The organism is Citrobacter amalonaticus, assembly GCF_002918555.1.
GTDB classification, from domain to species: domain Bacteria; phylum Pseudomonadota; class Gammaproteobacteria; order Enterobacterales; family Enterobacteriaceae; genus Citrobacter_C; species Citrobacter_C amalonaticus_A.
The window spans coordinates 245072-265500 of the sequence record NZ_PQMB01000004.1; the positions used below are offsets into that span (position 1 = coordinate 245072).

General features: G+C 55.0%; 19 protein-coding genes. 5 read left to right on the forward strand and 14 right to left on the reverse strand.

The features are described from left to right. Nucleotides 1-26: 26 nt before the first annotated feature. The 3 genes from creC to creA are packed head-to-tail and all read right to left on the reverse strand — an operon-like array spanning nt 27 to nt 2626. Nucleotides 27-1451: a two-component system sensor histidine kinase CreC gene (gene creC, locus C3432_RS18875; RefSeq protein WP_103778094.1), complete on the reverse strand. Its 1425-nt coding sequence runs from the start codon at nt 1449-1451 to the stop codon at nt 27-29. Next, complete coding sequence (gene creB / locus C3432_RS18880; protein ID WP_103778095.1) at nt 1451-2140, reverse strand: two-component system response regulator CreB; 690 nt, start codon at nt 2138-2140, stop codon at nt 1451-1453. The genes creC and creB overlap by 1 nt, the downstream gene beginning before the upstream one ends. A gap of 12 nt (nt 2141-2152) precedes the next feature. Next, nucleotides 2153-2626, reverse strand: coding sequence for a protein CreA (gene creA / locus C3432_RS18885; protein WP_103778096.1), 474 nt, complete (start codon nt 2624-2626; stop codon nt 2153-2155). A 211-nt stretch (nt 2627-2837) separates the two neighbouring features. On the opposite strand from creA, the gene robA reads away from it, so the two are divergent. Next, nucleotides 2838-3707 carry an MDR efflux pump AcrAB transcriptional activator RobA gene (gene robA, locus C3432_RS18890; RefSeq protein WP_103778097.1) on the forward strand — a complete coding sequence of 290 codons (870 nt, stop codon included), beginning with the start codon at nt 2838-2840 and terminating at the stop codon, nt 3705-3707. On the opposite strand, the gene gpmB is transcribed toward robA, so the two are convergent. Further along, nucleotides 3704-4351, reverse strand: a complete 648-nt coding sequence (gene gpmB / locus C3432_RS18895) for a 2,3-diphosphoglycerate-dependent phosphoglycerate mutase GpmB (protein ID WP_103778098.1) — start codon at nt 4349-4351, stop codon at nt 3704-3706. The genes robA and gpmB overlap by 4 nt on opposite strands. 49 nt (nt 4352-4400) lie before the next feature. Between gpmB and yjjX the strand changes: the two genes are divergently transcribed. Then, nucleotides 4401-4913, forward strand: coding sequence for an inosine/xanthosine triphosphatase (gene yjjX / locus C3432_RS18900; RefSeq protein ID WP_103778280.1), 513 nt, complete (start codon nt 4401-4403; stop codon nt 4911-4913). 80 nt (nt 4914-4993) lie between these two features. Here yjjX and trpR read toward each other — a convergent pair whose 3' ends face one another. Continuing rightward, nucleotides 4994-5320 (reverse strand): trp operon repressor, encoded by a 327-nt coding sequence (trpR, locus tag C3432_RS18905; protein WP_103778099.1) that lies wholly within the window; start codon nt 5318-5320, stop codon nt 4994-4996. Between the two features lie 88 nt (nt 5321-5408). After that, a complete protein-coding gene (sltY, locus tag C3432_RS18910; RefSeq protein WP_103778100.1) occupies nt 5409-7346 on the reverse strand; it encodes a murein transglycosylase in 1938 nt (645 codons plus the stop codon). A gap of 213 nt (nt 7347-7559) precedes the next feature. Here sltY and ettA point away from each other — a divergent pair, with 213 nt between their 5' ends. Further along, on the forward strand, nt 7560-9227 hold the full coding sequence (gene ettA, locus C3432_RS18920; RefSeq protein ID WP_103778101.1) for an energy-dependent translational throttle protein EttA: 1668 nt from the start codon (nt 7560-7562) through the stop codon (nt 9225-9227). Nucleotides 9228-9258: 31 nt separating this feature from the next. On the opposite strand, the gene C3432_RS18925 is transcribed toward ettA, so the two are convergent. The 4 genes from C3432_RS18925 to serB form a co-directional block, all read right to left on the reverse strand. Then, nucleotides 9259-10155, reverse strand: coding sequence for a LysR family transcriptional regulator (locus tag C3432_RS18925; protein WP_103778281.1), 897 nt, complete (start codon nt 10153-10155; stop codon nt 9259-9261). A gap of 22 nt (nt 10156-10177) precedes the next feature. Continuing rightward, nucleotides 10178-11410 carry a multifunctional transcriptional regulator/nicotinamide-nucleotide adenylyltransferase/ribosylnicotinamide kinase NadR gene (gene nadR, locus C3432_RS18930; RefSeq protein ID WP_103778102.1) on the reverse strand — a complete coding sequence of 411 codons (1233 nt, stop codon included), beginning with the start codon at nt 11408-11410 and terminating at the stop codon, nt 10178-10180. Nucleotides 11411-11613: 203 nt separating this feature from the next. Further along, nucleotides 11614-12996, reverse strand: a complete 1383-nt coding sequence (gene radA, locus C3432_RS18935) for a DNA repair protein RadA (RefSeq protein WP_103778103.1) — start codon at nt 12994-12996, stop codon at nt 11614-11616. An 11-nt stretch (nt 12997-13007) separates the two neighbouring features. Beyond that, nucleotides 13008-13976, reverse strand: coding sequence for a phosphoserine phosphatase (serB, locus tag C3432_RS18940; RefSeq protein ID WP_103778104.1), 969 nt, complete (start codon nt 13974-13976; stop codon nt 13008-13010). A 116-nt stretch (nt 13977-14092) separates the two neighbouring features. Between serB and C3432_RS18950 the strand changes: the two genes are divergently transcribed. Both C3432_RS18950 and lplA read left to right on the forward strand, forming a co-directional pair. Then, on the forward strand, nt 14093-14737 hold the full coding sequence (locus C3432_RS18950) for a YtjB family periplasmic protein (RefSeq protein WP_103778106.1): 645 nt from the start codon (nt 14093-14095) through the stop codon (nt 14735-14737). A gap of 25 nt (nt 14738-14762) precedes the next feature. Continuing rightward, complete coding sequence (gene lplA / locus C3432_RS18955) at nt 14763-15779, forward strand: lipoate--protein ligase LplA (protein WP_103778107.1); 1017 nt, start codon at nt 14763-14765, stop codon at nt 15777-15779. Between the two features lie 82 nt (nt 15780-15861). Here lplA and deoD read toward each other — a convergent pair whose 3' ends face one another. The 4 genes from deoD to deoC all read right to left on the reverse strand — a co-directional run bounded on the left by deoD (nt 15862) and on the right by deoC (nt 20285). Then, nucleotides 15862-16581, reverse strand: a complete 720-nt coding sequence (gene deoD / locus C3432_RS18960) for a purine-nucleoside phosphorylase (RefSeq protein ID WP_103778108.1) — start codon at nt 16579-16581, stop codon at nt 15862-15864. 151 nt (nt 16582-16732) lie between these two features. Next, nucleotides 16733-17956, reverse strand: coding sequence for a phosphopentomutase (gene deoB / locus C3432_RS18965; RefSeq protein ID WP_103778109.1), 1224 nt, complete (start codon nt 17954-17956; stop codon nt 16733-16735). Nucleotides 17957-18007: 51 nt separating this feature from the next. Further along, nucleotides 18008-19330 carry a thymidine phosphorylase gene (gene deoA, locus C3432_RS18970; RefSeq protein ID WP_103778110.1) on the reverse strand — a complete coding sequence of 441 codons (1323 nt, stop codon included), beginning with the start codon at nt 19328-19330 and terminating at the stop codon, nt 18008-18010. 175 nt (nt 19331-19505) lie between these two features. Continuing rightward, nucleotides 19506-20285 carry a deoxyribose-phosphate aldolase gene (deoC, locus tag C3432_RS18975; RefSeq protein ID WP_103778282.1) on the reverse strand — a complete coding sequence of 260 codons (780 nt, stop codon included), beginning with the start codon at nt 20283-20285 and terminating at the stop codon, nt 19506-19508. Between the last annotated feature and the right edge of the window lie 144 nt (nt 20286-20429).

Here is a 20429-nt window from a genome sequence, read left to right on the forward strand (position 1 = left end):
GAGGGCTATGTGGGGAGAATTTGAAGTTATGTGAAGTGACGGTGAAGCGTCAGAGTGGCCTGTACGCCCCCTTCCGGGCGATTACACAGCGTGACCTCCCCTTTGAGCAACCGGGCAACTTCGCTGACAAAAGCCAGGCCAAGGCCACTACTTTTGTGTCCGTTCTCACGCGGTAGCGAATAGAAGCGCTCAAAGATACGCGACAGCGCGAAGTCGGGGATCCCGCTGCCATTATCGATAACCTGCAACGCCACTTTATCTTCCAGCAACTGTGCGCTGAGCGCGATCTCTCCGCTAACAGGTGTAAAGTCGATGGCGTTATCCAGCAAATTCCCTATGGCTTGCTCAAGCAGAGCAAAGTCTGCGGCAACGGTGAGCGATGACGGGCTTACGTTAAGCGTGATATTTTTTGCCGCCAGTTGAACACTGCGCGCCTCGCTGATTTGTGCAAACAACGCATCAACAGAGACTGGCTTAAGATCAATATCCTGCCGATTTTCCAGCCTGGCCTGGCGAAGCAGGGTTTCAACCAGCACCTGCATACGCGCGTTCTGCGTCAAAATGTTATCGGTGAAGCGCGCCGCGATATCCGGTGGAGGTCCCTCACGCAATATTTCCGCCGCACCACGAATCGCCGCCAGGGGGCTTTTCAGCTCATGGGTCAACGCGTACACATACTGTTCAATGTAGTTCTTTCCTTCCAGCTTCAGACGCATACTTTCAAGCGCCTGCGCCAGCTTGCGCAATTCGCTGCTGCCTAACTCCGGCAGAGGAACCGGTTTGTTTTCAGTAACAGAGTCCGCATAGCGCGCCAGCCGGGCAATAGAGCGGTTGATCCACCAGACCATACCCGCACCAATCACCAGCGCAATCCCCAGCAGCACGGCGCTGGCCCAAAGGATTCGTCTTTCGCTACGCTTGATCACCGGCGCCATTGCCGCATTCGGTTTACCAACGCTTAAAACGCCAATAATACGCCCGCTGTCCAGGATGGGAGCCGCCACATACATTACCGAACTTTCCGGATCGGCGGGATCCTGCGGCGTACTGCGTGCGCCGTACTGCCCGCGCAGCGTTAACCAGACATCGTTCCAGCGAGAGTAATCTTTCCCGACGGACTGGTTAGCGGAATCAAACAGTACCTTGCCCTGCGCATCCGTCATGTAAACATGATATTCGTTGCGTACTTTATTGATACCACTGATGTTGGCGCGAAAGGGACGATTTTGCAGTTGCTGAAACGCCCGCGCTAACTGGCCGTGGGCAGGGTCACCGGAGAGAAGATCATCGCGAGCGAGCGCCGCAAGCAGCGTGGCGGTATCAATCAGAGTTCCTTCAGTCGCGCGACGAACGCCCGGTTTAATCTCCTGAACAAAGATCGACAAAACAAACCAGCCAGCGACGGCGACAATCAGGAAATAGCCGAGCAGCAGCCGCATACCAATGCGCATCAGACGCTCCTCAGGCTGTATCCCATTCCGCGATGAGTGTTAATTGGCGAGAGTTCAGCGTTAATGGCGCGCAGTTTGGCACGCAGCGTTTTAATATGCGTATCCACCGTCCGGTCAAACGTCTCCTGCGCATCGGCCCAGACGATATCCATCAGCTGCTGTCGGGAATACACGCGCCCAGGCGACATCAGCAGCGTTTTCAGCAATAAAAACTCATAGCGCGTCAACTGTAGCGGGGTACCAAACCAGCTCACCTGCGCCGCGGGTTCATTAAGTTCAAAATGACCGGTGCGAACCACGGATGAAGGCGTAGAAAACTTCTTCACCCGTCGCAGCAGGGTGCGCACTCTGGCGCACACTTCACGAGGTGAAAAAGGCTTGGCGACGTAGTCATCAGCGCCAATTTCCAGGCCAAGCAGGCGATCGACTTCATCGCTACGGGCGGTCAGAAACAAAACAGGTAAGGCCGGATGGCGTTCCAGCAATTGTCGGCACAGCTCAAAGCCGCTGATATCCGGCAATCCCACATCCAGAATTGCCACATCCGGAAGACGGTGGCGCGCTTTTTCGAGGGCGGGCAGCCCACGCTCAAACGCCTCAACGCTAAACCCTTCCTGCTGGAGCATGTAGATCAGCGTGTCGGCAATCCCTTGTTCATCCTCAACCAGCCAGACCAGTACCTGCTGCATAGTGCTTCCCTGTTATTGACGCCATGGAATAATAGGCACCGCGCTGATGGCGTTTTTCGGCGATCCATCGACGAACTTGTCGGAGTAGGCCAGATAAGCCAGCGCGTTGCGTTTCGCGTCGTAGAAACGCACGACCTGCAATGATTTAAAGACCAGCGAGGTTCGTTTCTTAAAGACGACTTCCCCCTGCGCTTTGCCGTTTTTGATTCTGTCGCTCAGCTCCACCGGCCCAACCTGCTGACAAGAGATAGCCGCGTCGGAGGTATCTTCCGCCAGTCCCAGCCCACCTTTAATGCCGCCAGTCTTCGCCCGGCTGACATAGCAGGTCACATTTTTAACATCAGGATCGTCAAACGCTTCCACCACGATTTTATGATCGGGCCCCAGCATTTTAAATACAGTATCGACAGAGCCGATCTGTTCAGCATGCGCAACCGGCCCCAACATCAGCAGGATTGAGGAAAGTACTAAACTCTTGTATTTCATATTGTTACCATTCTTTAATGTTGCCATGAGCAATTATTCGATATTCTAAAATAAAGTGTTTAGAGATCACAGGATTACAATAATTATGCCTCCTGTAATGCAAAAAAAGCATTTCTGAGCAAAAAAAACACTGAATGCTAAAACAACAAAAAATGCTATTATCCGATTACCTGATGTCAGGTGCTCGTTGTTGAAAGGATGAGGATATTTTATGGATCAGGCCGGCATTATTCGCGACCTCTTAGTCTGGCTGGAAGGTCACCTGGATCAGCCCCTGTCGCTTGACAATGTGGCGGCGAAAGCGGGTTATTCCAAGTGGCACTTACAGCGAATGTTTAAGGATGTAACAGGCCATGCCATTGGCTCATACATTCGCGCGCGTCGTTTGTCTAAATCCGCAGTGGCGTTACGCCTGACAGCGCGCCCGATTCTGGATATTGCCCTGCAATATCGCTTCGATTCTCAACAGACCTTTACGCGCGCCTTTAAAAAACAGTTTACCCAAACGCCGGCGTTGTACCGCCGCTCTCCCGAATGGAGCGCCTTTGGCATCCGCCCTCCTCTGCGTTTGGGCGAGTTCACCATGCCTGAGCATAAGTTTGTGACGCTGGAAGAGACTCAACTGATCGGCGTTACCCAGAGTTATTCCTGCTCGCTGGAGCAAATCTCGGATTTCCGACACGAGATGCGCGTTCAATTCTGGCACGACTTCCTCGGCAAGGCGCCTGCGATTCCGCCGGTACTGTACGGGCTTAACGAAACGCATCCCAGCCTTGAGAAAGATGACGAGCAGGAAGTTTTCTACACCACCGCGCTACCTCTGGAGCAGGCCGACGGCTATGTGCAGTCAGGACACCCGGTGGTATTGCAGGGCGGGGAGTACATCATGTTTACCTATAACGGTCTGGGAACCGGCGTACAGGAGTTTATCCTGACGGTATACGGCACCTGTATGCCGATGCTGAATCTGACTCGCCGTAAGGGACAAGATATAGAGCGGTACTTCCCGGCGGAAGATACCAAAGCGGGCGACCGCCCTATAAACCTGCGCTGCGAATTCCTGATCCCGGTACGTCGTTAACGCTGTAGCTCATCCAACGCAGGGGCATCCAGATGCGATACGTCCCCTGCGGTTTCAACCACCCATCCCGGCGCCAGCCACAGGCTTTCCTGATAATCCACGCGTGAAATTGAGCAGTTACGCAGACGAAGACGACGTTCGGCCCACGCCGGAAGTCCCAGAATCGTACTCACAAGGCAACCCAGCGCAATACCGTGACTTACCAGCAGTGGACGGCTCCCCCGCGGCAACGCCAGGCATGAAGCCAGCGCGGCATTGACGCGATCGCTCAATTCCTGCATCGATTCGCCGTCCGGAATACGGCCATCAACGGTGCCGTTAACCAACTGGCGACGCCACCCCTCTTCTTCTTCGGTAAGGGAGTCGATATGCCTCTTTTCCAGCACCCCCATATCCAGCTCGCGCAGGCGCGCGTCGAAGGTGATATCACACCCGCAGGCCTGGGCGATGATCTCAGCGGTGCGGCGGGTACGACCTAAATCGCTGCTGATGACATGAGTGATACCGAGCGTTTTTGCGCGCTCCCCCACCTGCATAGCTTGCTGCTCACCTTTAGCGGTCAGCGGACTATCTGACTGGCCTTGAATGCGTCGCTCGGCGTTCCACTGCGTTTCACCGTGGCGAACAAGGTATACCTGTAACATGCTTTTTATCCGTTATACTGCGATGAATTTTTTTAAACTGAGCTTAATTATGCACCAGGTTATCTCTGCAACAACCAATCCTGCCAAAATTCAGGCAATTCTAAAGGCATTTGAAGAGATCTTCGGCGAAGGATCCTGCCATATTGAGTCCGTTGCCGTCGAGAGCGGCGTGCCGGAACAACCCTTTGGAAGTCATGAAACGCGCACTGGCGCACGAAATCGCGTAGAAAACGCCCGTCGTTTGCGCCCTCAAGCCGACTTCTGGGTGGCCATTGAAGCAGGAATTGATGATGACGCGACGTTCAGTTGGGTGGTGATTGATGATGGCACTCAGCGGGGGGAAGCGCGTTCCGCCACGCTGCCCCTACCGGCGGTTATTCTTGAAAAGGTCCGCCGGGGTGAAGCCCTTGGTCCGGTGATGTCGCAATATACCGGTATCGATGAGATCGGGCGCAAAGAAGGAGCTATTGGGGTGTTTACTGCCGGGAAGCTAACCCGTGCGAGTGTCTATCATCAGGCGGTGATTCTGGCGCTCAGCCCGTTCCATAATGCGGTTTATTGATGACGTTGTGCCAGATGGCGGCTTCGACTTACCTGGTCTATGACTCAGCGTCATTTGCAGGCCAGATAAGCGCAGCGCCATCAGGCATTTTTCAGCAGTACCTGCTCCAGCCAATGACGCAGCTCCACCGGCGCGGACTTCAGACTGTTTGAACCGCGGGTAATTGTCGCAATTCCCGCCCCCAGTTCGTTTTTCAACTCGCGCTGGCTCATCTCGCCGCGTAACAGCTCTTCAACGATGCGCACGCGCGTTCCCAGCGCTTCGCGCTCATCCGCCGTCATCATCAGATTCAGTAACGCCAGGTGTAAATCTTGATCGTAAGCGTGTTTAAGCAGGTCGACAAAACGTAACCACTCCTGGTGACGCTGTTCTGCCATCGCTGCTGAATAGGGTGATTGCTGAGTCATAATCTGTCGCCATCGTTACGGGGGAAGCGCAGTGCGGCCCCCTGCTGTACTCGTTAATGAGTACGATAGCATAACATACCGCGGCTAATCAGTAACGACGCTTCCATTCTGTGTCGTTCATCAAGCTCGGTGTATCTCCCATGAAGTAGCGATAATAGGCATCATACGCCAGCACATTCTTCACATAGCCACGTGTTTCAGAGAACGGTATGCTCTCGACAAACGCAACGGCGTCAATGCGCCCGGCGCTGTTGCTTAACCACGTTCTCACGCGTCCGGGTCCGGCGTTATAAGCCGCAGAAGAGAAGATGCGGTTGTTGCCAAATTGCTGATATACGTACTGAAGATAGCTGGTGCCGATATTGATATTGGTTTCCGGATCCAGTAACTGGCCAGGGCTGCTGTAGCCAGGAATGGAGAACATCTTCACCGTATGCGTCGCCGTTCCCGGCATAATCTGCATCAGGCCGCTGGCGCCAACCGGCGATTTTACCTTCGGATTCCATGCGCTTTCCTGGCGCGCTATCGCCATTGCATAAGCTGGTTGGATATCTTTGCCGCGGGTGTATTGTTCAAAAAGATCCTTGTAAGCCAGTGGAAAACGTTCTTCCAGATGATCCCACAACTTACCGGCGATCGTCGCCTGCACGCTCAGATCCCACCAGTGATTATTGAACGCATAACGCGCCAGCTGCACCTGCTCTGACTTCGTCCGGCTGGTGACGAGGTTCGCCCATTCGCTGCGTGCTGTGTTATCCATATTCCAGTACATCAGTTCGCGAACCCGTGCCATTTCAGGTCCCTGGGTCAGCGCACTGTCAACGGTAGCCGGTGCTTTATCAATTTTCAGCACATACTCTTCACCCAGACGCTGGGCGGCCACCATCGGATAGAAACCGCGCTGCTGCATCAATGCATGCAGGATCTCTTTTGCTTCGGCCTCACGCCCACGCTCCAGCAGCAGATCCGCCTGCCAGTAGCGCCATTCATCTTTCTCTTTGGCCTCCATCGGCAGACGCGCCAGCCAGGTGTTCAGACCACGACGATCGCCCGTTCCCAGCGCCATTCGCACGCGGCGCTCCACAAGCGAGATGGAATTTGAGCGCATGATGGCATCGTCGCGCCATTTTGCCTGTTCATCGGTAACATCGTTCCCCATCAACCGCCAGGCGACAATATCGCGTAGCTCCTGGGTTTGATCTTCGTTCAGCTGCTGCGCCTGCACCAGTGACGGAATCATCAGCCGCGCGTTCTCCGCATCCTGACGCGCAACGCTGGCAAAAGCCACTGCCGCCATCTGGCGGGTAAAATCGGTTGCTCCGGTACCACGCGCGAAGGTCATCACGCTGTTGGGGTCGTTCGCCAGTGCAATAATCGCTGAGGCGATGGTCTGGTATTGTGCTGGCATCTGTCCGGCCAGCACTGTCACCAGTCCGGTATTTCCCGCTTTCATCGCCAGGCGGATGCGTTCCAGGTACGCCAGCGGATCCTGGGTGCCGGAAGCACGCCAGACGCTGAACAGTTTGTCACAGGCATTGGGCTGGCTTTTCCCGGTCAGCCAAAGCTCTTTTGCTCCCTGCCAGGCTTCTTCCGCTTGTCCGGTATTCCACTTCGCATAGTAATAGTTACATTGCGCTTCGGTCGTACCCGGTTTTTCCGGACTAAAGGCCAATAATCCACGCCAGTCTTCACGGCGCGCCAGTTCATTGACAAAGCGCGACTGTAACGTACGAGCAGGAGGTAACGTTGGATTGGCGCGAACAAAGTTGGTGACAGTGACCGCTGGCTGGTTCATCAGATCGTCAGTTATCTGGCGATATTCCAGGTAGGGATATAAAGGGTAACCTTTCAGGCCCGGCATCATCTGTTCAACGACATCCATTTGCCGCTTATCCCAGGCCTGTTTAATTTGTGCATAGCGGTTGCGCTGCTCCTCCAGAGAGTCGGCTCGTGCTGCCTGACTTACCGTCAGCAGGCACACGCTGGCGACGATAAGACGCCAGGTAAATAGTTTGGCTCTGTCCACAAGCTCTTCCTCAAATCGTTATACGTCTGTGCAGCTTCATGCCGCGTATCCATTCATGCTAACCAGTCATGGGCATTTGCGCCACGTTGCGAACACTTTTTTACTTTTGCTGCGAGTGGGATCTGCTGGCTGGGATTAGGGAGGGAAAAAGGCTACACTTCGCCTTTGATAACTCATTTTCATCACAATAAATATACAGAGGCGAAGTCCAACGTGGCTCAATTCGTTTATACCATGCATCGTGTCGGCAAAGTGGTTCCGCCGAAACGTCATATTTTGAAAAACATCTCGCTGAGTTTTTTCCCCGGCGCAAAAATCGGCGTTCTGGGTCTGAACGGCGCCGGTAAGTCTACCCTGCTACGCATTATGGCGGGCATTGATACCGACATTGAGGGTGAGGCCCGTCCGCAGCCTGGCATCAAGATTGGCTACCTGCCGCAGGAACCTCAGCTCAACCCAGAGCAAACCGTCCGCGAATCTGTTGAAGAAGCGGTGGCCGAAGTGGTTAACGCCCTGAAAGGTCTGGATGAAGTGTACGCGAAGTACGCGGAACCGGATGCAGACTTCGATAAGCTGGCCGCGCAACAGGGCAAGTTTGAAGAGATAATCCAGGCACACGACGGGCATAACCTGAACGTGCAGCTGGAGCGCGCGGCGGATGCCCTGCGTCTGCCAGACTGGGATGCGAAAATCGCAAACCTGTCCGGTGGTGAACGTCGCCGCGTGGCCCTGTGCCGTCTGCTGCTGGAAAAACCAGACATGCTGCTGCTCGACGAACCGACCAACCACCTGGATGCAGAATCCGTGGCCTGGCTGGAACGCTTCCTGCACGACTTCGAGGGTACCGTGGTGGCAATCACCCACGACCGTTACTTCCTCGATAACGTTGCGGGTTGGATCCTCGAACTTGACCGCGGTGAAGGTATTCCGTGGGAAGGCAACTACTCCTCCTGGCTGGAGCAGAAAGATCAGCGCCTTGCGCAGGAAGCATCTCAGGAAGCGGCTCGCCGTAAATCCATTGAGAAAGAGCTGGAGTGGGTTCGTCAGGGTGCAAAAGGCCGTCAGTCGAAAGGCAAAGCCCGTCTGGCACGCTTTGAAGAGCTTAACAGCACCGAATACCAGAAACGTAATGAAACCAACGAACTGTTCATCCCACCTGGACCGCGTCTGGGCGACAAGGTCGTTGAGGTCAGTAACCTGCGCAAATCCTATGGCGATCGCGTTCTGATCGACGATCTCAGCTTCTCCGTCCCGAAAGGCGCCATCGTCGGCATCATCGGTCCGAACGGCGCGGGTAAATCGACTCTGTTCCGCATGATGTCTGGTCAGGAACAGCCGGACAGCGGCACCATCACGTTGGGTGAAACCGTGAAGCTGGCCTCCGTTGACCAGTTCCGTGATGCGATGGACAACAGCAAAACCGTGTGGGAAGAGGTTTCCGGCGGGCTGGATATCATGAAGATCGGCAACACCGAAATGCCAAGCCGCGCCTACGTTGGCCGCTTTAACTTCAAAGGGGTTGATCAGGGCAAACGCGTGGGCGAGCTGTCCGGCGGTGAGCGCGGTCGTCTGCACCTGGCGAAGCTGCTGCAGGTTGGCGGTAACATGCTGCTGCTCGATGAACCGACCAACGACCTGGATATCGAAACCCTGCGCGCGCTGGAAAACGCCCTGCTGGAGTTCCCGGGCTGCGCGATGGTTATCTCGCACGACCGCTGGTTCCTCGACCGTATCGCGACTCACATTCTGGACTACCAGGATGAAGGGAAAGTCGAGTTCTTCGAAGGTAACTTTACCGAATATGAAGAGTACAAGAAACGCACGCTGGGCGCTGACGCGCTGGAGCCAAAGCGCATCAAGTACAAGCGTATAACGAAGTAATGACAGCGGCCTTCTTCCGAAGGCCGTTTTTTTATCCCACGTAGAAGTGTTTCACTTCATCAAACTGGATGGCAAACTCGATATAGCTCATCAGCGCGGGTGAATTCAGCTTGCGGCTGGGATAAGCCAAATAGAGATCGTTGCCTTCTACCGTCCATTCCGGCAGCACCTGTTCCAGCACGCCGCGTTTAATCTTGTCTTCCAGTAAAAACGCGGGCAAAAGCGTAATTCCGGCACCGGCCATCGCCGCCTCGCGCGCATACACCAGGTTATCAGTCAGATGCGCGTTATCCGGTTGATGACGGTAGTCCTCGCTTTCCCGTTGTAATATCCACTCCGGCCACGCCTTATGAGCGATGCAACGATGCTCCACCAGCTGTCGCGGATGCGTCAGCGGTGGAAAGCGGGCAAGGTAATCCGGAGCAGCCAACAGATAGCGCGGACAGTGGCCAATCATGCGGCCAATCAACGAGGAGTCCTGGGGTTTACCGGTGCGCAAGGCCACGTCAAAACCGCTTTCTACCAGATCCAGTACGTCGTCAGAGATACACACGTCCAGCGACACATCAGGATAACGCAGTTGAAACTGCGCGTTCATCCGGGCCAGCAGCGTCGCACCAATCCCCGCCGGGCAGGTAATACGCAGGCGTCCACTGGGGTTATCCCGTAATCGCTGGATAGCATATTCAGCGCGTTCACTGGCAGCAAGAATTTCACGGCAGTGGACCAGATAGTGCTCACCGGCGAAGGTCAGGTTCAGTTTACGGGTCGTGCGGTTAATCAGGCGAATCCCCACCTGCTGTTCAAGCAGACTGATACGCTGGCTGACGCTCGACTTCGGCAAACCCGCTTTAAGCGCCGCCGCCGTAAAGCTACCGCTCTCCGCCACCAGCGCAAAGAGCGCCATATCCTGTAGCTGCTTAAACATACTGTTCATTCGGCGGCGCGGCTCATCCCTGCTCGCCCATCATCTCTTTCACCAGCTCCACACAGCGCAGGAAGCGGCCATCGTAGTTGTCTTCCTCTACATGGACGAATTCGATATTGTTCTCTTTGAGCATCTCCACCAGCAGGGTCTGGAACTCTTTACGATCGACCGAGCTTCCCAGACTCCGCAGGCCGTCGGCGATCCATGGCGTATTATTTTCCAGCAGGATCACCAGATCAAAACGATACTCATCGATCAGCGCCTGAACAAACGGATGTTCCCGCCCTTCATACTTTTTGCAAAAGGCCTGAGTCGTCACGAAGTCGGTATCAATAAATGCCACTTTATTGGCATATTTCACGGCAAAATCAATGTACTGCGCATGACCCAGCGCGATCTTGTCGTAGTCGGAATACTGTAACGCCATCTCATCGCCGCCCAGATGCGAAAAGACATAGTCGCGCCCATATTCCCACGCGCTGGTGGTATTGAAGATATTGGCGAGCTTATTTACCAGCGTCGATTTTCCACTCGACTCACCGCCGAGGATCGCCACGGTACGCACAAAGAAGGGCTTCACCTCCGTCGGGATATACTCCCAATAGCGGAACGGGTTTTCACGGATCTGCGCCCCGCTGATGTTCATAAAGGTCCGCTTTGGATCGACCAGCACCGTTTCAATACCGAGATGTTCGAGGAACTGCGGAGCATCGGTTTCTTCCGAGGTGTAGATCCAGTCAGGCTGAATTCCCTTCTCTTCCATAAACGCTTTGATACCGTTACTCCACACGTCCCAGCCGTGCGGATACGGCTCCATCCCTTCTTCATTGAAGGCATGAATACGGATGTTTTTCTGGTATTTAAAGGTCTGCAGTAACCAGCGCAGACGATCCGGGACGGTCGGCTGCTGGGACATGGCGCTGTCGTCAAACAAAGCGCGGTCACGTGTATCGTCGTACCCCATAATGATGTGCAGTTCATCCACCTGGCTACAGGCGCGCTGAATCAGGTAGATATGCCCTGTATGTAGCGGATAAAACTTACCAAACACAACGCCCACGTTTTTCTGCTGACGAGGGAATTCCAGCCCCAGAAAGCGGTGCAGCGCCTCCAGCTTTTGCGCGCTGGGGCTTTTAATTTTGGCGTTCAGAAGCTGGCTCAGATACCCCTTGGTCATGCCGCTGGCATCCGCCACCTGTTGCAGGGTACAGCCTTTCTGGCGAATAGCGGTTTTAAGATAGTCAAATGCTGACACAAGATTCTCCTGCGAATAAAGCGCGGTTTCTTACCTGATGGCGCTTCGCTAATCAGGCCTACCCACTGAAGAAAATACCCTATGGATTGCTGATGGCAGGAAGGCGGCAAGCGCGTGAATCCCGATGAGCTGAGTAAACTCAGTGATTCGGGCGAACGAACGCAGCCAACACACCTGCCGCCAGAAAGACGACGGGTATTTAATTATAAGTCGTCAAAGACGCTTAACGCATCCGCGAGCTTTTTAACACCAAAAACCTGCATTCCTTCTGGCGGCTTTTTCGGCACGTTGGCGGCTGGCACTATCGCCCGACGGAAGCCGTGTTTGGCCGCCTCAGAAATACGCTCCTGCCCGCTGGGCACCGGACGGATCTCTCCCGCCAGCCCCACCTCACCAAACACAACCAGATCCTGCGGTAGCGGCCTGTCGCGCAGGCTGGAGACCATCGCCAGCAGCAGCGCGAGATCCGCACTGGTTTCGGTGACCTTAACGCCGCCGACCACGTTGACGAATACGTCCTGATCGGCCATCTGCAGACCACCGTGCCGGTGCAATACCGCTAGCAGAATCGCCAGACGGTTCTGTTCCAGCCCCACGGCAACACGACGCGGGTTTGCCATCATTGAGTGATCGACTAACGCCTGAATCTCAACCAACAGTGGGCGGGTACCTTCCCAGACCACCATCACCGAGCTGCCGGGAGTCATCTCATCGCCGCGGCTTAAAAAGATAGCCGAAGGGTTGCTCACTTCACGCAGTCCCTGCTCGGTCATTGCAAAGACGCCCAGCTCGTTCACGGCACCGAAACGGTTTTTATGGCTACGCAGGGTACGGAATCGGGAATCGGCATCGCCATCAAGCATGACCGAACAGTCGATACAGTGTTCAAGCACCTTTGGTCCCGCCAGCGAGCCGTCTTTGGTGACGTGACCGACCATCACGATGGCCACCCCGCGCGTTTTGGCAAAGCGTGTCAGATAAGCCGCCGTTTCACGCACCTGCGCCACGCTCCCCGGTGAAGACTGGACATCCGCCATGTGCATCACCTGAATAGAATCGATCACCATTAATTTCGGCTGCTCTTCTTCCGCAATCAGGCAGATCTGTTCGATGCTGGTTTCTGACAGCATATTCAGATTCCCCGTCGGCAGACCGAGCCGGTGTGCGCGCATCGCGACCTGCTGCAACGACTCTTCCCCGGTGACGTACAGGGTTTTCATCTGCCCGGCGAGCATACAGAGCGTCTGTAGCAGCAGCGTTGATTTCCCCGCACCGGGATTACCGCCGATCAGGATGGCGCTGCCGGGCACGACGCCGCCGCCCAGCACGCGGTCAAACTCTTTAAAGCCGGTGGAAAAACGCGGCAGTTCCTCAAGACTGATGTCAGACAGTTTCTGCACCTTTGCGACGCCAGAACTTCCCGCATAGCCACTGAGCCGCTCGTTACGCGCCACCGTCGGCGATGCGGCAAGGCGCACCTCGGTGATGGTGTTCCAGGCATGACAGGCGCTACATTGCCCCTGCCAGCGTGGATAATCGGCCCCGCATTCATTACAAACAAAGGCGCGTTTTGGAGCTTTTGCCACGGTTTACCTCTTTATTTCTGATTCATGCTGCCGGAGAGGATGCAGAACACCCCCATCAGGTCAGCGTGACGGATAGTAATCTCCGTCTTTTCATTCACTTTTGGTTTCGCATGATAAGCAATGCCCAGTCCCGCCGTCTTGATCATCGGCAGGTCGTTGGCGCCATCGCCAATCGCCACGGTTTGCGTCATCGGGATTTCATACTCCTGCGCCAGCCGGGTTAACGTGTTCGCCTTATAGCGGGCGTCAACGATGTCGCCAATGACGTTGCCGGTAAACTTACCGTCCATGATCTCCAGTTCATTGGCCACCGCCGTGGTCAGACGCAGCTTGTCACGCAGATACTCCGCAAAGAAAGTGAAGCCGCCGGAGGCAATCGCCACCTTCCAGCCGAGCGTTTCCAGCTTCAGCACCAGCTGCGTCAGCCCCGGCATCAGCGGCAGATTGTCGCGAACCTGATGCAGGATACTGGCATCTGCGCCCTTCAGCGTCGCCACGCGGCTGCGCAGGCTGGCGGTAAAATCGAGTTCGCCGCGCATCGCGCGCTCAGTCACTTCCGCTACCCTTTCACCGGTACCAGCCAGTTTGGCGATTTCATCAATACACTCAATCTGAATCGCCGTGGAGTCCATATCCATCACCAGCAGACCTGGGGTGCGCAGATGCGGAATTTTTCCCAGCGGCGCAACATCCAGCTGCGCATCATGGGCCAGTTTAGTTGCCCGCGGCGTCAGGGAGCCTGCCAGGCGAATCACCTGATAGTCCTCAACACACCAGGCCGCCACAATCACCATTGCTGCCCCCAGTTTGCTCTGGTACTGCGTCAGGCGCTGTTTATCCAGCCCACGACCATACAGTAGCCAGCCGCTACGACCAGCGTGGTAATCCAGAGGCATCACCTCGTCACCACTTAATGAAAGGGGCAAACCGGGCCATAAAGAGACATCTTCAGGCAGGTCGCACCAGGTAATGTTAGGCATTAAAGCTCCTGTAAAATCGTTCGGGCCGGGAATCATCCAGGGAAAATAACGCATGAGGCTACCCTGTAACCAGCGCTTCTGGCAACATTAAGCCTCAAATTTTCAGCAGGTGGAATATGGCTCGCGCAAAACTCAAATTCCGGCTTCATCGTGCAGTAATTGTATTGTTCTGTCTGGCACTGCTTGTCGCACTGATGCAGGGCGCCTCCTGGTTTAGTCAGAACCATCAACGACAGCGCAACCCGCAGCTTGAAGAACTGGCACGCACGCTGGCGCACCAGGTGACGCTGAACATCGCGCCGCTAATGCATACCGAAACACCCGATGAAAAGCGTATCAAAGGGGTCATCACCCAATTGACGGAAAGTAGCCGTATTCTGGATGCCGGTGTTTACGACGAACAGGGCGATCTGATTGCCCGCGCGGGTGAGAGCGTCAATGTCCGCGACCGCCTGGCGCTGGATGGTAAAAAAGCGGGCAGCTACTTCAACCAGCAGATTGTGGAACCCATCCAGGGGAAAAACGGTCCGCTGGGTTATCTGCGCCTGACGCTCGATACCCATACCTTAGCGACCGAGGCCAGGCAGGTTGATAATACCACCAATATTCTTCGCCTGATGTTGCTTTTGGCTTTAGCCATTGGCGTGGTGCTAACCCGTACCCTGCTACAGGGGAAACGTACCCGCTGGCAACAATCACCCTTCCTGCTGACCGCCAGCAAACCGGTGCCGGAAGAGGAAGAGAGCGAAAAAAAAGACTAATTTACTACAGGAAAGGAAAACCGCTATGTCGACACTTCGCCTGCTTATCTCTGACTCTTATGATCCCTGGTTTAACCTGGCGGTTGAGGAGTGTATTTTTCGCCAGATGCCCGCCACCCAGCGCGTTCTGTTTCTGTGGCGCAATGCCGACACGGTAGTCATTGGACGTGCGCAAAACCCATGGAAAGAGTGTAATACCCGGCGCATGGAAGAGGATAACGTCCGCCTTGCGCGCCGCAGCAGCGGCGGTGGCGCGGTGTTTCACGATCTCGGCAACACCTGCTTTACCTTTATGGCGGGGAAACCGGAATACGATAAAACCATCTCAACATCTATCGTGCTCAACGCCCTGAATTCGCTGGGTGTCACGGCGGATGCGTCCGGACGTAACGACCTGGTGGTGAAGACCGATAAAGGCGATCGGAAAGTTTCCGGTTCAGCCTACCGCGAAACTAAAGATCGCGGATTCCATCACGGCACGCTGTTGCTCAATGCCGATCTCAGCCGCCTGGCAAACTATCTGAACCCGGATAAAAAGAAACTCGCCGCGAAGGGAATTACCTCAGTACGTTCGCGGGTGGCAAACCTGACAGAACTGTTGCCGGGCATTACCCATGAACAGGTCTGTCATGCGGTGACGGAAGCCTTCTTTGCCCACTACGGCGAGCGCGTCGAAGCCGAAGTGATCTCACCGGATAAAACGCCAGATCTGCCGAACTTCGCCGAAACCTTTGCCCGTCAAAGCAGCTGGGAGTGGAATTTCGGTCAGGCGCCTGCTTTCTCGCATCTTCTGGACGAGCGTTTCACCTGGGGCGGCGTTGAGCTGCATTTCGACGTGGAAAAAGGTCATATCACCCGTACACAGGTCTTTACCGACAGCCTCAATCCCGCACCGCTGGAAGCACTGGCGGGTCGTTTGCAAGGGTGCCTGTATCGCGCAGATCGGTTGCAGCAGGAGTGCGAGGCGCTGCTGGCCGATTTCCCGGAACAGGAAAAAGAGCTGCGGGAAGTTTCTGCATGGATTGCCGGCGCGATACGCTAATAAAAAGCCCGCTGGCGATGTCCGGCGGGCCTGAGGATCCTCAGGCCGGGTAAGGCATCACTGCCACCCGGCACAAAACAACTTACTCTTTATCGCCCAGCAGAACAGATTCCAGCGCGATTTTGATCATGTCGTTGAAGGTGGTCTGGCGCTCGGCGGCAGTGGTCTGCTCGTGCGTACGAATATGGTCGGACACGGTGCAGATAGTCAGCGCTTTCGCACCAAACTCAGCCGCCACGCCGTAGATACCCGCCGCTTCCATTTCCACGCCCAGAATGCCGTATTTTTCCATCACGTCGAACATTTCGCCGTCCGGAGAGTAGAACAGATCCGCAGAGAACAGGTTGCCCACGCGCGCGTCAACGCCCAGCGCTTTCGCCGCGTCAACCGCGTTACGCACCATGCCGAAATCAGCGATAGCAGCAAAGTCATGATCTTTAAAACGGATACGGTTAACTTTGGAGTCGGTGCAGGCACCCATGCCAATCACGACATCACGCAGCTTCACGTCCATACGCACTGCGCCGCAGGAGCCAACGCGAATGATTTTCTTCACGCCGAAATCAGTGATCAGTTCTTTGGTGTAAATGGAGCAGGACGGGATACCCATCCCATGACCCATTACGGAGATCTTACGACCTTTGTAGGTACCGGTGAAGCCTAACATGCCGCGAACGTTATTAACCTCACGGACATCTTCGAGGAAAGTCTCAGCAATGTGCTTTGCACGCAGCGGATCGCCCGGCATCAGCACAACATCAGCGAAATCACCCAGTTCAGCGTTAATATGTGGGGTAGCCATATTCAGTTCCTTATCAAATAGTGAAAATACCCTATGGATTTCGCGTTGTGGGAAGGCGGCGAATTCGGGAGTCCCCGGTCACACAGATTAACGATGTGACCGGGATCAGCGAATGAAGCCAGCGTCCCTGGAGCGCGAAAGACGACGGGTATCACAGCATGTTTTTGCCGTATTCCATTGGCGATGTGCCGAAGTAAGTAGCCAGCGTCTGGCCGATATCCGCGAAGGTTTCACGGTGACCCAACGAACCGGGTTTCACTTTCGGGCCGTAAATCAGCACCGGAATGTGTTCGCGGGTGTGGTCGGTACCGGTCCAGCTTGGATCGCAGCCGTGGTCAGCAGTGAGGATCAGGATGTCATCTTCACCCACCCGTTCCATCAGCTCCGGTAGACGTCGGTCGAACAGTTCCAGACCCGCAGCATAACCGGCGATATCGCGACGGTGGCCCCAGGAGGAGTCGAAGTCCACGAAGTTGGTGAAGACAATCGTCTCATCACCCGCTTCTTGCATCTCTTTAATGGTGGCATCGAACAGCGCATCCAGACCGGTAGCTTTCACTTTTTTGGTGATGCCGCAGTTGGCGTAGATATCCGCAATCTTACCAACGGAAACCACCTGGCCATGTTTCTCGTCCACCAGCTTTTGCAGAACGGTCGGGGCCGGTGGTTCAACGGCGAGGTCATGACGGTTACCGGTACGCTGGAAGTTACCGGCTTTATCGCCGATAAACGGACGCGCGATAACACGACCAATGTTATAGCCGCCTTCGGTCAGCTCTTCACGGGCAATTTCACACAGCTCGTAAAGCTTATCGAGGCCAAAAGTCTCTTCATGGCAGGCAATCTGGAACACAGAGTCAGCGGAGGTATAGAAAATCGGTTTGCCGGTTTTCATATGCTCTTCGCCAAGCTGATCCAGAATGACGGTACCGGAAGAGTGGCAGTTACCGAGGTAACCCGGCAGGTTGGCGCGTTTCACCAGCTTATCCAGCAGCTCCTGCGGGAAGCTGTTTTCATGGTCGCTGAAGTAGCCCCAGTCAAACAGAACCGGAACACCCGCGATTTCCCAGTGACCTGACGGCGTATCTTTACCGGAAGAGAGTTCGTGTGCCCACGCATACGCACCAATCACTTCCGCATTGCCATCCATACCCGCCGCAATTTTACCGGTAGAACCTTCATGCGCTTTCACAAGGCCCAGTCGGGTCAGGTTCGGCAAATTCAGAGGGCCTTTACGACCATTGTCCGCTTCACCTTTCGCACAGGCTTCTGCGATATGGCCCATGGTGTCAGAGCCTACATCGCCAAAACGATCCGCGTCTTCAGTCGCGCCGATGCCGAATGAGTCCAGCACCATAATAAATGCACGTTTCATATCTTCTCCGTACTTAGTGCTTCATAAAAAATCGATCAGATCAGTATATAACTATTCGGTAATACGACGATAGACCGTTGGTGTGCTTTCTGGCGCCTTATCGTCAAGGATCATTGCCGCTTTGACGGCTTTCGCCGCTTCCTGCCAGCTGGCCTCGTCTTTGGCGTGGATCACTGCCAGCGGACGCTGCCCGTCAACGCTGTCGCCCAGACGCGCCATATCGGTAAAGCCGACGCTGTAATCAATGGTGTCCGATGCCTGGCGACGACCGCCCCCCATCGAGACCACCGCCATGCCCAGCGCACGGGTGTCCATCGCGCTGACGAACCCTTCGGTATCGGCATATACGGCCTTGCTGAGCATCGCCGTCGGCAGATAGTTCGCGTAATTTTCCACGAAATCGGTCGGCCCTTTCTGCGCTGCAACCATGCGACCAAAGATTTCCGCTGCTTTACCGTTATCCAGCACCGCTTGCAGTTTCGCGCGCGCCTCAGCATCATCTTTAGCAAGCTGACCGGAGATCAGCATCTCAACGCACAGTGCCATGGTGACGTCAAACAGACGTGGATTGCGGTACTCGCCAGTCAGGAACTGCACGGCTTCGCGCACTTCTACGGCGTTGCCCGCACTGGAAGCCAGCACCTGGTTCATGTCGGTCAGCAGGGCGGTCGTGCGAACGCCTGCGCCGTTTGCCACGCCGACAATCGCTTCGGCCAGGGCTTCAGATAGCTCATAGGTGGGCATAAAGGCGCCACTGCCTACCTTCACGTCCATCACCAGCGCATCCAGCCCTTCCGCCAGTTTTTTCGCCAGAATAGAGCCGGTAATCAGCGGAATGGAGTCCACAGTCGCGGTAATGTCGCGGGTCGCGTAAAAACGTTTGTCCGCCGGTGCGAGCGAGCTGGTCTGCCCAATAATCGCCACACCCACGTCTTTAATAATTTCGCGGAAGCGGTTGTCGTCCGGGAAGATGTCAAACCCCGGAATCGCTTCCAGTTTGTCGAGCGTACCGCCGGTATGACCGAGGCCGCGACCGGAGATCATCGGCACGTAGCCGCCGCATGCTGCCACCATGGGGCCAAGCATCAGCGACGTAACGTCGCCCACCCCGCCGGTGGAGTGCTTATCCACAATCGGGCCGTTCAGATTCAGACTCTTCCAGTCCAGAACGGTACCTGAATCCCGCATCGCCATGGTCAACGAAACGCGTTCCGGCATCGTCATATCGTGGAAGAAAATGGTCATCGCCAGGGCGGCAATCTGCCCTTCGGAGATCGTGTTATCACGAATACCATTGATAAAGAAACGAATCTCTTCGTCGCTCAACGCATGACCATCACGTTTTTTACGAATAATTTCTTGTGCGAGAAACACGGTAACCCCCTGAGATCAAGGTTAAATGCGGCGGTTAACCCGCCGCGAAAAATATTACTCCAGATAATTCGAGTTGCAGGAAGGCGGCAAGGGAACGCCCCCAGGAGCTTACACAAGTAAGTGACTGGGGTGAGAGTGCCGCCAGCGCACCTGCAGCTTGAAGTATGACGAGTAATTAGTAGCTGCTTGCGCTCTTACCGTCGCCGTGGCCCAGAGCCTTCAACAGGCTTGCCAGCAGGCTGGATGCGCCAAAGCGATAATGACGGGAGTCCGCCCAGTCAGCGCCAAACAGCCCATCCGCAATGGCGAGGAACTGCTGTGCATCTTCTGCGGTACGTACGCCACCAGCCGGTTTAAAACCGACGGTCTTTTCCACACCCATATCGCGGATCACTTCCATCATGATACGGGCGCTTTCCGGGGTCGCGTTCACCGGAACTTTGCCGGTAGAGGTTTTAATGAAATCCGCACCGGCTTTAATGGAAATTTCAGAGGCTTTACGAATAAGCGCTTCTTCTTTCAGCTCACCGGTTTCGATGATCACTTTAAGCAGGACGTTTGCCGCGGCGCATGCGTCTTTACAGGCTTTCACTAAATCAAAACCAACCTGTTCGTTACCGGCAATCAGCGCGCGGTACGGGAATACCACGTCAACTTCGTCCGCTCCGTAAGCAATCGCCGCGCGGGTTTCCGCCAGCGCGATATCGATGTCATCATTACCGTGCGGGAAGTTAGTCACGGTTGCAATGCGGATATCCGGGGTTCCCTGCGCTTGCAGAGTCTTACGCGCAATCGGGATAAAACGCGGATAAATGCAGATTGCGGCGGTGTTACCAACCGGGGTTTTCGCCTGATGGCACAACGCGATCACTTTTTCATTGGTGTCGTCGTCGTTCAGAGTCGTCAGATCCATCAGTTTCAGTGCACGCAGGCTGCTTGCTTTTAAATCAGTCATTTCAATCTCCAACGGCGTTGCCGTATAAAATTTCACCTTGCGAGTCTGTTAGTATTCTAACATTCGCTCGCCATTACACTTCGATATACATCACAGTTAATGAAAACTTCGTACAAATTTGCATTACTGTAATGAGATCAACTT

Excerpts from the sequence above, each read along its gene's own strand:
- creC (WP_103778094.1), bottom strand. The coding sequence starts at position 1,451 with ATGCGCATTGGTATGCGGCTGCTGCTCGGCTATTTCCTGATTGTCGCC.
- creB (WP_103778095.1), bottom strand. The coding sequence starts at position 2,140 with ATGCAGCAGGTACTGGTCTGGCTGGTTGAGGATGAACAAGGGATTGCC.
- creA (WP_103778096.1), bottom strand. The coding sequence starts at position 2,626 with ATGAAATACAAGAGTTTAGTACTTTCCTCAATCCTGCTGATGTTGGGG.
- robA (WP_103778097.1), top strand. The coding sequence starts at position 2,838 with ATGGATCAGGCCGGCATTATTCGCGACCTCTTAGTCTGGCTGGAAGGT.
- gpmB (WP_103778098.1), bottom strand. The coding sequence starts at position 4,351 with ATGTTACAGGTATACCTTGTTCGCCACGGTGAAACGCAGTGGAACGCC.
- yjjX (WP_103778280.1), top strand. The coding sequence starts at position 4,401 with ATGCACCAGGTTATCTCTGCAACAACCAATCCTGCCAAAATTCAGGCA.
- trpR (WP_103778099.1), bottom strand. The coding sequence starts at position 5,320 with ATGACTCAGCAATCACCCTATTCAGCAGCGATGGCAGAACAGCGTCAC.
- C3432_RS18925 (WP_103778281.1), bottom strand. The coding sequence starts at position 10,155 with ATGTTTAAGCAGCTACAGGATATGGCGCTCTTTGCGCTGGTGGCGGAG.
- serB (WP_103778104.1), bottom strand. The coding sequence starts at position 13,976 with ATGCCTAACATTACCTGGTGCGACCTGCCTGAAGATGTCTCTTTATGG.
- C3432_RS18950 (WP_103778106.1), top strand. The coding sequence starts at position 14,093 with ATGGCTCGCGCAAAACTCAAATTCCGGCTTCATCGTGCAGTAATTGTA.
- lplA (WP_103778107.1), top strand. The coding sequence starts at position 14,763 with ATGTCGACACTTCGCCTGCTTATCTCTGACTCTTATGATCCCTGGTTT.
- deoD (WP_103778108.1), bottom strand. The coding sequence starts at position 16,581 with ATGGCTACCCCACATATTAACGCTGAACTGGGTGATTTCGCTGATGTT.
- deoB (WP_103778109.1), bottom strand. The coding sequence starts at position 17,956 with ATGAAACGTGCATTTATTATGGTGCTGGACTCATTCGGCATCGGCGCG.
- deoC (WP_103778282.1), bottom strand. The coding sequence starts at position 20,285 with ATGACTGATTTAAAAGCAAGCAGCCTGCGTGCACTGAAACTGATGGAT.